The following is a 12,320-nucleotide window of genomic DNA, read 5'->3' on the forward strand; positions in this document are numbered from 1 at the left end:
TTAGTTGACCGTACATTCTTTGAATGTATATTTCTTAAGCTACTGGTGAAAAAGTCCTTGTAATGTTATTTAGCCATTTGTATTGTCGATAACGAATGAAAGCCAAGGGTAACTTAATGAACTCATCCAAACTGATAACGATATATAACACAAGGGGGGATACGTTCCATACAAAAGCACAGAAATAGCCAAGCGGCAAAATAATACCCCACATTACAATTGAATCACACCAAAAGCCAAATTTAGAGTCACCTCCTGCAGTGAATATTCCCGATATATTGGTTGCATTAACGGATTTAGCAATACAATAAAAAGCACTAATATATAACATTCCATCCAGGTAGCTTTGAGAAATGGCATTTAGATTTACTACGGTAAAAACAAGCGGTTTTATCAGGATAATTGTGACCCCTGCTATTATTCCAAATAGTAAAGCATATAGATTCATTCTGTTTCCCACCTGTTTGGCTTTCTCGATCTCCCCTTTCCCTAGATATTTTCCAACCAGTATAGAACCTCCACTAGCAATACCTCCACACAGTACAATGGTTAAATTCTTAACTACGGATGCAACTGAATTCGCTGCCACCATATCAGCACTTACATGTCCAATGATTGCAGCAGTCGCCGTTAGTGCACCTCCCCAAACAATATAATTGCCCTGTACAGGCATGGTGTATTTCAGGAAATCCTTGAGGAGATTGCGTTGAATGCCATCACGTATCGGGAAACGAAACCGAATCGATCCTCTTGTCACGGAATAAATAACACAGCAGGCCAATTCAATAAATCGAGCTAAAACTGTACAAAGAGCTACCGCCGCAATCGCCATTATAGGTCTGTCTGGAAAAAGGACAAAGATGCATAACGCATTAAACAAAATGTTTAAAATTAAACATAATGAACTAATCCAAGCACTTAATCTTGCATTTTCCATACTTCGAATCACGCTGAGATACATTTGTGAAATGCCCATTGCAAGATAAGAAAACGAATTCATCTTTAGAAATATTGAACCATACTGAATTAACTCAACATCATTTGTGAAAAATCGCATTAACGATTCAGGATATACAAAAGATACTATGAAAAACAAAATGGAGATGCCAAAGGAGAACATGCAGGCAGTGCTAAGAATACGCTGTATGGTTTGTACATCTTTCTTCCCCCAATATTGTGCGGTTAGAACCCCTGCCCCCGTAGACATCCCCATGTAAAACAAGGTCAATGCAAAGGTAATTTGTCCGGCTAGCGATACGGCCGACATTGTAGATTGGCTAATCATTCCCAGCATAACTACATCAGCTGATATGACTGTGGCTGATATTAGATTCTGTAATGCAATCGGAATGACAAGAGTGATTAATTCCTTATTAAAATTCCGAGTCATAGGAGCAGTTAACGGTACACGTTTTTTCACCTATCCACCCCTCTCTGTTGATTTCCATATTATCAAGATAGGATAAAATCATTGTCCTTTCCATAAATATTGACTATAATTTTGTCAAAATCGTATATTCGTCGGAGGCATTTTGTTTTATGAAAAATTTAGAAGTATTTTCTGATTTATCGGAGCGATTAAATTATAATCTACCTGAGTTGCCCTTGTATGTCCGGAAGGGGAGCTTGAATCAATTTGATAATTTTGAAGCTGCAGCTCATTGGCATTCGGATGTGGAATTCATTTACATTCTTGAAGGTTCTATGGAGTATTCTGTTAACGGACAAACCGTTTGCTTAGACCAAGGAACTGGGATTTTTGTGAACAGTCATCGTTTGCATTTTGGTTTTTCTCACATTCATAGTAATTGTTCATTTATAGTTGTAGTCATTCATTCCTCTCTTATCGGGGAAGGTGCTTCGTTGATGCAAGCATACTGGGAAGAGAAGTTCGGTCCAAACATGGATGATTTTCTAGTACTAACAGATGAGATCGCCTGGCAGCAAAACATATTGTCATCTATCCAAGCGATCTATGAGGAAATGCACAATAGCTTTGCTCCAAATCCGTTCCGTTTAACTTCACAGGCTTTATCTCTATGTGCTGGTGTGGGAGATCATTTGCAACAGAAGGTGGGGGGGATTCAAGATGTGCAATTATGGACGAATATTCAGAAAATGACTCGATTCATTCATCAAAACTACGAGCAAAAAATAACTCTTCAAGACATCGCATCCGCAGGAGCCGTTTGTAGGAGCAGCTGCTGTACTTTATTTAATAAATTCGTAGGTCAAACTCCCAACAACTATCTCATTCGATACCGCCTTCATAAAAGTTGTGAGATGTTGCGAGAGACCAAAAGATCGGTGAGTGAAATCGCACTGGCCTGCGGCTTTCAAAGTGTGAGCTACTTCTCATCCCTTTTTCGCAAACAAATAGGATTAGTTCCGCTAGCATATCGAAAAAGCGGTATAAATGGCTTAAGTAAAACGGAGAATTAAACCTACTTACAGCTGACTTTTTAACAGCACGATTTAAGGTTCAGTTCTGTCCCGCCAACCATTCCTTTATGCGCGTCGCCTTTGGCATTCAGCCTTTTATGAGCCAGGTATTTCTTCGTTTTCAACTCACTCTTTGCTGTATGAATGAAGGCTCCCATTGATGGAGAAATCCATTTCTCTCGATGCCAGAGCAGCTGTGCGGAAAAGGATAACTCCGATAGATCCCAGGGTAAGGCAACTAGCCTGCCCTCTCTCAAGTCTTCCTTCAGAAAAATTTCAGGTAACAAGGAGATTACGTACAGGAATAAGTGGAGACATTAGCGATAATCCCGTCGATCGGTACAACTTCGAGCAGGCATTACGTAAAATCTCCTCTCCTGCACTCGTTATGCTGGGGTCAAATGATTTGTTTTTCACCCCAGAGGATTTATATAGTCTCATTGATTTTGATCAACAATTTCTTTAATACTTGCTTCTCCTCGTTGGTAAGGACTTGAACAATTTCCTCCTCCACCTTTTGAAAAGAGTCTTGAAAGTCTTCAATCAGTTCAACCGCTTTTGGCAATACGTATATATTTTTTTGCCGTTCATTATTGGCCGGGATTTTACGTTCGATGAACCCTTTTTGCTCTAGACCTTGAAGCATACTTGTAATGCTGGCCCGACTTAAATGAAACCGATCAGCAAGATCCATTTGGATAATATTTTTATTTTGGTTCTCGTAAAGATAGTCAATTACTTTTCCTTGTTGAGCGTTTAACCCCAGCTCTTTTATACTCTCGTCTGCTCTTTTCTTTAACTTAAGACCGATAATCTGAAATAAATCCAGATAAGGTGTTTCCTTTCGGGATTTCATCATCGTCCCCCCTTTGATTGTTAGTTATCTAATTGTAAGTAAATAAACTATACAGCGATCCTACTCGCTTGTCAAAAAAAACATTAGTCTATTGACAGTTAGAAAACTAACAGTTAACATTCAAATTGTTCATATACAACATTCAGGAGGAATTCAGATGGAGAAGTTAACTCAAACTGCTGCGTTAGAACAAGTTACGGCGATTACAAATGTACGAATCTTTGATGGAGAGCAAATTATTGCGCCCAGACATGTAGTTATTAAAGGGGAGTCTATTATTTCAGTCGGTGGCGACTTTCCAGCCAATGCAAAGATTATCGATGGAGAAAATGCGACTTTAATGCCTGGTCTGATTGATGCACACGTTCACACCTCGATCGGCGGATTACGAGATGCCCTAAAATTCGGCGTTACCACTGAACTCGAAATGAACGGCGATTTTACTCAAAGAGGGCGCGAAATTCAGTTAAAAAACGTGAATGACATCGCAGATGTGCGTTCTGCTGGCACAGCGATCACCGCTCCAGGCGGACATCCGGATGAATTACTACCGGATGGAGATGAAATACCTGAATTCGTATTAAAGGAATTAGCGAAGTTATCGGAGGCAGACCGGGAAGCCATGTTAGCCGCTTACGCTCACGATCATGAAGAAATACCGCAAGTGACAACGGTGGAAGAAGCGATTAAACATGTGCATACCCAAGTGGAGAATGGGGCCGACTATATTAAGATCATGATTGAAGAAGGAACGGTCATGGGTGCACCTGGCCTGCCTGTATTAAGCGACGAGATTCTAAAAACAGCCGTGACAGAAGCCCACAAGTTCGATAAGCTGGTCATCGCCCACGTCTTGACGGCTCTTTCATCTCAACAAGCCATCGATTTTGGAGTCGACGGTTTGGGCCACTTGTTCATCGACAGACCCGAGTACACCTCCGAGTTAGTGAAATCCATAGCAGGTTCAGGCGCATTTGTTACTCCGTGCTTGGTGTTGAATTCATCGATTATTGGAAATACGGCAACCGAATTGGCGAATGATCCGCGTGTGCATTCCAAATTAAGTCCTGATTGGATTGATATTTTGAACTCAAGCTTCAATACGTTCCCTCAAGGCAATATGGAGAACAGCTTTAAGAATGTGATGGACCTTCACCGTGCCGGAGTTGATATTTTGGTCGGGACGGATGTCGCGCCGGTTCCCGTACCAAATCTGGGCGGTCTTGCTCATGGGGCAAGTGTCCACCACGAATTGCAGCTGCTGGTGAAGGCCGGATTCACTCCGATCGAAGCTCTGCAGTCGGCTACTTCGAAACCGGCCCGTTGCTTTGGTCTTCATGATCGCGGCCGCATTACCGAAGGTGCGCGGGCAGATCTCATACTCGTTGACGGTGATCCGACAACAACTATTTCGGATACCTTGTCGATCAAATCCGTATGGTTCAATGGATCGCACCAAGTAGGTTAATCAGACTCAATCTGCCTGTACAATTAAAACTAAAAAACTAAAACTCCGTGCCAAAGCACGGAGTTTTAAAGTTTTAATGATGCATCTTATTTCTCTGGATATGGATCAATCATGCGAATCGTGCCGTCCGGTTTGTACGTCAACTCGGCAAATTTTACGCAGCGCTTGTAATCAACTCCGCCGGAAAGGGAACAATCGTGATAGAACAAATACCACTTTTCCTGGAATTGTACAATCGAATGATGCGTTGTCCAGCCCATGACTGGCGGCAAAATGGTACCTTGGAACGTAAACGGACCCATGGGATTGTCACCGATGGCGTACACCAACTTGTGCGTCGTTCCTGTGGAATAGGACAAATAGTATTTTCCATTATATTTGTGCATCCATGGCCCTTCAAAATATCTGCGATTCTCGTCCCCTGCGGTCAGCGGGTTTCCTTCCTGATCTACGATGGATATCTCCAGCGCCTCCGAAGCCATTGAGAGCATATCTTCACTCAGCTTTGCAACTCTTGGGCCGATCGCCGATGCATCCGGAGCAGGACCCTCTGCATGTTCCACATAGCTTCCAGTCTGCCATTTTTCCAACTGTCCCCCCCACAGCCCACCAAAGAGCATATAAGCCTGCTCATCATCGTCCACGAACACAGCGGGATCAATGCTGAAGCTGCCCTGAATATATTGCTCCTCTGGCTTGAACGGTCCTGCTGGAGACGACGATGTAGCCACGCCGATGCGGAAAATGCCATCATGGTCCCGTGCCGGGAAAAACAAATAGTAGGTACCTTTTCTGTATGCGGCATCCGGTGCCCACATCTGACTGGACGCCCAAGGGACATCCCTCACATGCAGCACCTCGCCATGATCCGTCACGGATGAATCCGTGTCCGCCATAGATAGCACATGATAATCCTCCATCTTGTACTGATCTCCGTTGTCATTTACCGGACCGTCGTGATCCAGATCATGGGATGGGTAAATATAAATGCGACCCTCGAACACATGCGCTGAAGGATCAGCAGTGAATATATGCGTAACTATAGGTTGATGCGGTTTGGGTAATTCGGACATACAAATGTCTCCTTCCAAAAGATATGCACTCCCGAGTATCTCTTCGAGACTGCTATGGATTAAACGAAACGATATTTCCGCTCCATGTCACTTGGGTACAGTGATTCGCGCAACACGCTGATAGGCTTCCTTGGGGCGATGCAATTCATCGAACAGGAATGGCCAATTTTTCCGCCCTCGAACCGGGAAATGGTCCAGCCAGGTGTAATCGTCGGCAGCCCCCCAGAATGTTACAGCGCTAATATGTTCCTTATATTCGTGAAGTAGGCGGAAGATGGATTCATATCGCTCGGCCTGCAATTCTAGCATCTCTTGCGAAGGCTGAACTAGATCCGTCCGCCTGTCTTCAAAGCGAAATACCGATACATCCAGTTCGGTGAGCTGAAGCTGCAGGCCAAGCTGCGCATACCGTTCAATCGCGGCGCGCATATCATCCAGGGAAGGATCATACAGATTCCAGTGTGCCTGCAGGCCAACACCATGAATTGGCACGCCTTGATCGAGTAACGAACGAACAAGCCGAAAGATGCGTTCCCGCTTCTGCGGATTGGATTCGTTATAATCGTTATAGAACAAAAGCGCCTGTGGATCTGCCTCATGGGCGAATTCGAACGCTTTGGCAATAAAATCCTCCCCGGCGATATCCAACCATTTGGATGGACGCAGGAGCGCGCTTTCGTCATCTGCATCATCGGTAATAACCTCGTTCACGACGTCCCATGCATAGATAACGTCCTTATATCTGCCAACAACGGTCTGAATGTGCTCCTTCAATCGCTCAAGCAATACATCGCGCTCCACCAGTCCGCCAGTTTCATTCTCGAACAGCCAATCCGGAGTCTGGTTATGCCAGACCAGTGTGTGACCGCGCAGCGCCATGCCTTGCTCTTTGGCAAAGGAAGCGATCACATCCGCATCCTCAAACGTATACAGTCCCTGCTGCGGATGCACACTGGAGAATTTCATTTCATTTTCTGCTGTTAGGCTGTTGAAGTGATATGCAAGCAATGAACGCTGACTTTGGATCGTCTTTGGATTCACTGCTGCTCCAATGTGGAAGCCATCCTTGTACAGTTCCTTCAGTGGAACCTCTTCTCGAAATGAACCCATGATTTCCCTCCTCTAATATTTCTAATTGACTAGCAGCTTAGCTCTTGTTATTGGCGGATTAGATCGAGTATTCGAACCAGTCGAATCGGGCAGGTGCACTGCTTGCCTGACCATTGCCGGTAGCATATAGTCCGACCACCGCCCCGGTAAAGCACATTTTGCGCACAAAATCCTCCGGGGAAATGGCTTGTGCCGAGCCTGAACCCAATACTGTCCAGTTCTGTCCGTCCTCCGAACAAGCCAGCCTATATTCCTTCTCTGTTGATTCAATTCGGAGCGATAGCCGCTCCGTTACAGTCTCGCTCTCATGAACCGTGTTCGACTCTCCCCGCACCGTCAAGCGAGCAAAGAGAACGTTTCGTCCTTCCAACCGCCTTATTCCAATCTCATAATGTGCGTCCTCATCCCGTCGAACGCACAATCCCGCTTCTTCTCCATCGGCAGCTGGCATGAATGAAAGACAGGTCGTAAAACTGGCGTGAATATGCTGCTGCCTGCGGCCTACAAACGTGATCTGACCGATGTCATCAAGACTTCCCGCCTGGCCATACAACGTCAGGTAACCTGGTTTTTCCGTAAGCAAGCATACTCCTTCTGTCGGGTTGCGCACATACATCCATTGCAAACCAAGCTCACCGTCGAATTCTTCCCGGCCGACAATGATGGCTGTATGGCTCTCGGGCAAGGAAGGCGATGCCACTGGCAAACGTTGGACCTTCATATCCAAACTCACTAGTCCTTCATTGTTGTCAATGTGCGGCCACCCCTCGTTCCAAACAACCGGTGCGAGGAAGGTTTCACGTCCAAGCACGCTATATCCATCCGCTGTCAAACGTACGCCAAGGAAAACGGCCCACCAGTCTCCATTGTGATCCTCCACCAGATCGGCATGACCCAAATACTGAATCGGATGATCCAGATGGCGATGGGTCAGAATGGGATCAGGATAGCGTTCAAACGGACCATAAGGTCGATCGCTTCGGCCGATGATCTCACGATGCTCCTTAGCCGTTCCGCCAGAAGCGGACATCATATAATACAAGCCATTAATTTTATACAGATGCGGTCCTTCGGTCCACGGCCCGCCATCCCCATGCCAGACAACTTGTGGTTCAGAGAGCGCCTCACCCGTGGCGATGTCGATCTCGTACTGGATGGCATGAGAATCGTAATCGGCTCCTTGTTGAGCGGTCACGTATACTTTGCCATCATCATCAAAAAACAGCGATGGGTCGATTCCCCCATATGGGATGCGAATCGGATCAGACCAAGGGCCAGCAGGGTTGGTTGCCGTAACGTAGAAATTGCCAATGCCTCTCACATCTGTCGTAATCATATAAAATGTTCCTTCATGGTAACGCAGTACAGGAGCATAAATGCCGTCTGAGCTTTTCCGCCCGGTCAAATCAAGCTGACTGACCCGATTCAACACATTGCCAATCTGCTCCCAATGAATGAGATCCCGGCTCCGAAAGATCGGCACTCCGGGAAAATATTCAAACGAGCTGCAAATGAGGTAAAAATATTGTTCCGCCTTTACGATGCTGGGATCCGGATAGAATCCGGGAAGGATTGGGTTGGCATAACAGATGGTATTCGTTTCGAGTTGTTTCATCTATTCCTTCACGCTCCCTACATTTAGTCCCACAACAAAGTATTTTTGCATAAACGGATACACCAGCAGGATCGGTACCGAAGCAACAATTGTAATCGCGGCTCGGATTGAAATCGGTGTAACCTGGGTGGAATGTTCCATACCCACACCATTGGCTACCGATGGATTGCTATTGGCATTCATACTGGAAGACAACAGCTTCATCAATTCATATTGCAGCGTGCTCAGCTCTTGACGCGAAGATGTGTACAGGAAAGCATCGAACCAGGAGTTCCACGCACCGACCGCAACGAAAAGCGCGATGGTTGCCAGCACAGGCTTACACAGTGGAAAAATGATTTTCCAGAAAATTCTGAAATCTCCCGCACCGTCGATTTTTGCTGATTCGATCAGGCTCTCGGGAATCGTGTAAATATAAGTACGAATGACGATCAGGTTGAACGCACTGATCAGCGATGGTAAAACATACACCCAGAACGTATTGATTAAGTGAAGGTCCTTCATCAGGAAGTACCCCGGAATAAGCCCTGCATTGAAATACATCGTAAGTACAAAAATGGTCGTAATCAGTTTACGGAAAATATAATCCCGCCGGCTCAGCGTGTAGGCAAGCATCGTGGTCAGGAATATATTCAGGACAGTGGACAGAACCGTACGCGCCACGGACACCAAAAACGCGTTATAGATCGTGCCTGACGCAAATACGGCTTTGTAATTTTGCATCGTGAAATCGCGGGGCCATAAATAAAGCCCCCCTCGAATGGTGTCGTTCCCTGCATTGAACGAAACGACAATCGTGTTCAGAAACGGGTACAACGTTACAATGACCAGCAAAATCATGAAAATCGAATTGAAGGTGTTGAACAGAAGTGGTTCGATGCCTCTGCCACCCGGGCGGCGAACAGAAAGTGCCGCTGTATTTCCAGAACCAGACAATGGTGTTTTTTTCATCATTATAAGAGCCTCTCTTCCCCAAGCCGCTTGGCGGTCCAATTCGCGATGAGCAACATGGTAATGCTGACTACCGTTTTGAATATACCGCCGGCAGTAGCGAGCGAATAGTTGCCCTGGGCGATCCCGTATTTGAGTACAAAGATATCAATGGTCTCCGACCAGTCAACAACCAGTCCGTTGCCCAGCAAATATTGAACCTCAAAACCTGCTTCCAGAATATGTCCGATAGACATAATCAGCAGGATGACAATGGTAGGCTTGATTCCCGGCAAGGTGATGTTCCACATTTTTTGATAGCGATTCGCTCCATCAATGTCAGAAGCTTCGTACAACGCCGGATCAATAGAGGCTATGGCTGCCAAATAAATAATCGTGTTCCAGCCGACTTCCTTCCAGACATGGGACCCCGCAACAACTCCCCAGAAATATTTCCCTTCGGTCAGCCAGAGAATAGGCTCATTGATGAGATGCAGCCTCATTAAAATATCATTAATAATACCATCGGAAGCAAGAGAGGTCGCTACGATGCCAGTAACGATAATCCATGATAAAAAATGGGGCAGATAAGAGATCGTTTGCACTGTCCGCTTCCACATGACCTTTTTGATCTCATTAAGCAGAAGGGCCAGAATAATAGCGGTTACAAATCCCAAAATTAGATTGATAACACTCATGGCCAGCGTATTACGCAGCACACGCAGGAAATTGTCATCGGTGAATAAAAATTGAAAATGCTTGAATCCTACCCAGGTTTGCTGGGAGAAGCTTCTCGCAGGCTTATAATCCTGAAAAGCCATTGTCCAGCCCCAGACAGGCACATAAGAAAAGGTGATAATATACGCGAGCAAAGGAACAGACATCCAGATCAGTTGTCTCTGCGCTTTGATGTTCTGCCAGGTCAGCCGTCTAATTTTCGGTTTTTTCTTTGGGCTGAGCGGCTTGTTGCCCACTACAATTTCCTCCATAATATCAAGCTCCCTATCCATCTTTATATTGTAAGGAAAAACGTCTAGCGACACATTTCCCACTATGACAATCCGCGCCCAGTGACATGTTTCTTTGAAAAATCAGGAAGGAAGGTAACCTTCCTTCCTGACAGCAACTTCTTATTTCACAGACCAGTTATCGATTCTCCACTGCAATACTTCATTGATGCGGCCTTCGAATGCCTTGATATCCAGCTTTTGAATTTCGGAAACGTATTCGCTCCACACACTGCTGAATTCGGATGTGTTGGCCAAAATCGCTTTCGGCAAATATTTGGTTGATAATTCGTTCAGCTTTGTATTGGCGATTTTAGCTGGAGAACCCTCAACCAGATCGACGGACCAAGCCGGGTAATAGATTGGGTTTTCCGGCGGATCACTGAAGAACTCTATAAAGCTGTTTAATCCATATGCATCCAGAACTTCCTTATCAAACGGTTTCAGGCTGGCCTGATATTCTTCCGGCTGATTGCTTGCCGAAGTGGCGTTGCCATCGCTGAAATAACCTTCCATCTTCGGTGCGGTTCCATAGAAAGCGTCTGCTTTGTTGGCCAGCTTCCAGGCCGCATCCGCAGCATTGTCGCGCTGTTCTTGGGTTTTCATGAAACGACCTTCGTCATTGACGTAATAGTCTTGATCCTGAATGCCCCAAGTGAGCGTCTTTTGCCAATCTTCTTCCATAAGCTTGTCGAGCGCTTTAATAATTTTCACAGGGTCCTTGGCACTTACCGTAATGCCGTAACCATTGTTCAGGTTAAGCGCTGCGCGATCGCGATAGTAGTCCTTTGTGCTGCTGTCGTATACCAGTGGGAAGCCAACGTATGTGCGTTCGATTTTGTCCTGCGTTATCAAAGAATCTTCCGCACTGCCAAAGTTCCAATGCTGGTCGAACATGCCGAGCACCGCGCCGCTGGACAATTTGGCCATGTACTGATCGTAGTTCTGGGCAAAAGCCTCCTTGTCGAGCAAGCCTTGTCCGTTAATTTCATTAAGCTTTTCATAGTATGTTTTGGCATAATCCTTGTCTGCAAAGATCTCTGCCTTGCCGTCGTTTACAACGACACCCCCATCATTCGGATGACCGATCAAATGCTGTGGCGGGTTCAGCAGCCCCCAGTTTTTCCAGTCATAGTTCAGCACTTCAAAGCCAATGGTCGGCTTGCCGTCGATAGTAGGATACTTCTCCTTGTATTTCGCGATCAGATCAAAGTATTCGTCCAGTGTTTTTGGTGTTGGATAGCCAAACTCTTTCAACACGGCTTTTTGAATCCAGAAGGCAGGTCCGCTGTAGTAGGTATCTGACACCTCACCGTTGTAAGCACCGTAGTTAGGCAAATAATAGATATGTCCATCGTTAGGGTCCTTCATCTGGTTCCAGTATTTCTCGTAATGCTTCTTCAGATTAGGCGCATGTTCCTCGATCAGGTCCTCTAGAGGAATGACCGACCCTGCTGCTGTCAGCTTGGTATCCGCAGAGATCAAATCGGGATAATCTCCTCCGGCAATCATGACGCCGAGCTTTTGGTTTTTGTCGCCGGCCAAAAATTCAAATTTGAATGTTACGCCAAGCTCTTCCTTGATTTTTTTGTAGATTTTGTTGTCAGCAGTTGGCTGTTGTCCGGCCTCGTTCAGGAATACCGAGATTTCTAACGGATTATCAGCACCAACCTCACTACCTTTACTGCTTTCCTCTCCGCTGCCTGAATTGCCACTTGAGCAACCTGCTAGCACAACGCTCAACGACAATAACAGTGTTGCCCCCATACGGAAAATTGATTTTTTACTGTCCCCCATAAAGCACCTCCAAAGTTTGATC

At 45.6% G+C, this 12,320-nt stretch carries 11 protein-coding genes; 2 read left to right on the forward strand and 9 right to left on the reverse strand.

Annotation, left to right across the window (positions count from 1 at the left end; all coding sequences use genetic code 11):
• Nucleotides 1-34 precede the first annotated feature (34 nt).
• Nucleotides 35-1,420: an MATE family efflux transporter gene (locus P5G61_RS16755; protein WP_301247572.1), complete on the reverse strand. Its 1,386-nt coding sequence runs from the start codon at nucleotides 1,418-1,420 to the stop codon at nucleotides 35-37.
• A 119-nt stretch (nucleotides 1,421-1,539) separates the two neighbouring features.
• Here P5G61_RS16755 and P5G61_RS16760 point away from each other — a divergent pair, with 119 nt between their 5' ends.
• Nucleotides 1,540-2,442, forward strand: a complete 903-nt coding sequence (locus P5G61_RS16760; RefSeq protein ID WP_301247573.1) for an AraC family transcriptional regulator — start codon at nucleotides 1,540-1,542, stop codon at nucleotides 2,440-2,442.
• A 20-nt stretch (nucleotides 2,443-2,462) separates the two neighbouring features.
• Here the strand turns inward: P5G61_RS16760 and P5G61_RS16765 are convergent, their stop codons facing one another.
• Together P5G61_RS16765 and P5G61_RS16770 are read right to left on the reverse strand one after the other, a co-directional pair.
• Nucleotides 2,463-2,729: a LysR substrate-binding domain-containing protein gene (locus tag P5G61_RS16765; RefSeq protein ID WP_363325749.1), complete on the reverse strand. Its 267-nt coding sequence runs from the start codon at nucleotides 2,727-2,729 to the stop codon at nucleotides 2,463-2,465.
• Nucleotides 2,730-2,869: 140 nt separating this feature from the next.
• On the reverse strand, nucleotides 2,870-3,298 hold the full coding sequence (locus P5G61_RS16770; protein WP_301247575.1) for a MarR family winged helix-turn-helix transcriptional regulator: 429 nt from the start codon (nucleotides 3,296-3,298) through the stop codon (nucleotides 2,870-2,872).
• 157 nt (nucleotides 3,299-3,455) lie between these two features.
• Here P5G61_RS16770 and P5G61_RS16775 point away from each other — a divergent pair, with 157 nt between their 5' ends.
• Nucleotides 3,456-4,766, forward strand: coding sequence for an amidohydrolase family protein (locus P5G61_RS16775; protein ID WP_301247576.1), 1,311 nt, complete (start codon nucleotides 3,456-3,458; stop codon nucleotides 4,764-4,766).
• 86 nt (nucleotides 4,767-4,852) lie between these two features.
• Here P5G61_RS16775 and P5G61_RS16780 read toward each other — a convergent pair whose 3' ends face one another.
• The 6 genes from P5G61_RS16780 to P5G61_RS16805 form a co-directional block, all read right to left on the reverse strand.
• On the reverse strand, nucleotides 4,853-5,839 hold the full coding sequence (locus P5G61_RS16780) for a glycoside hydrolase family 43 protein (protein ID WP_301247577.1): 987 nt from the start codon (nucleotides 5,837-5,839) through the stop codon (nucleotides 4,853-4,855).
• A gap of 87 nt (nucleotides 5,840-5,926) precedes the next feature.
• Nucleotides 5,927-6,949 (reverse strand): endo-1,4-beta-xylanase, encoded by a 1,023-nt coding sequence (locus tag P5G61_RS16785; protein WP_301247578.1) that lies wholly within the window; start codon nucleotides 6,947-6,949, stop codon nucleotides 5,927-5,929.
• Nucleotides 6,950-7,007: 58 nt separating this feature from the next.
• Nucleotides 7,008-8,564: a glycoside hydrolase family 43 protein gene (locus P5G61_RS16790; protein ID WP_301247579.1), complete on the reverse strand. Its 1,557-nt coding sequence runs from the start codon at nucleotides 8,562-8,564 to the stop codon at nucleotides 7,008-7,010.
• Nucleotides 8,565-9,518, reverse strand: coding sequence for a carbohydrate ABC transporter permease (locus tag P5G61_RS16795; RefSeq protein ID WP_143805489.1), 954 nt, complete (start codon nucleotides 9,516-9,518; stop codon nucleotides 8,565-8,567). It abuts the gene before it with no gap.
• On the reverse strand, nucleotides 9,518-10,483 hold the full coding sequence (locus P5G61_RS16800; RefSeq protein WP_079348997.1) for an ABC transporter permease: 966 nt from the start codon (nucleotides 10,481-10,483) through the stop codon (nucleotides 9,518-9,520). The genes P5G61_RS16795 and P5G61_RS16800 overlap by 1 nt, the downstream gene beginning before the upstream one ends.
• A gap of 141 nt (nucleotides 10,484-10,624) precedes the next feature.
• Nucleotides 10,625-12,298 (reverse strand): ABC transporter substrate-binding protein, encoded by a 1,674-nt coding sequence (locus P5G61_RS16805; RefSeq protein WP_301247580.1) that lies wholly within the window; start codon nucleotides 12,296-12,298, stop codon nucleotides 10,625-10,627.
• Nucleotides 12,299-12,320: the final 22 nt, after the last annotated feature.

Origin of the sequence: Paenibacillus vandeheii (assembly GCF_030433635.1) — a bacterium.
GTDB classification, from domain to species: domain Bacteria; phylum Bacillota; class Bacilli; order Paenibacillales; family Paenibacillaceae; genus Paenibacillus; species Paenibacillus vandeheii.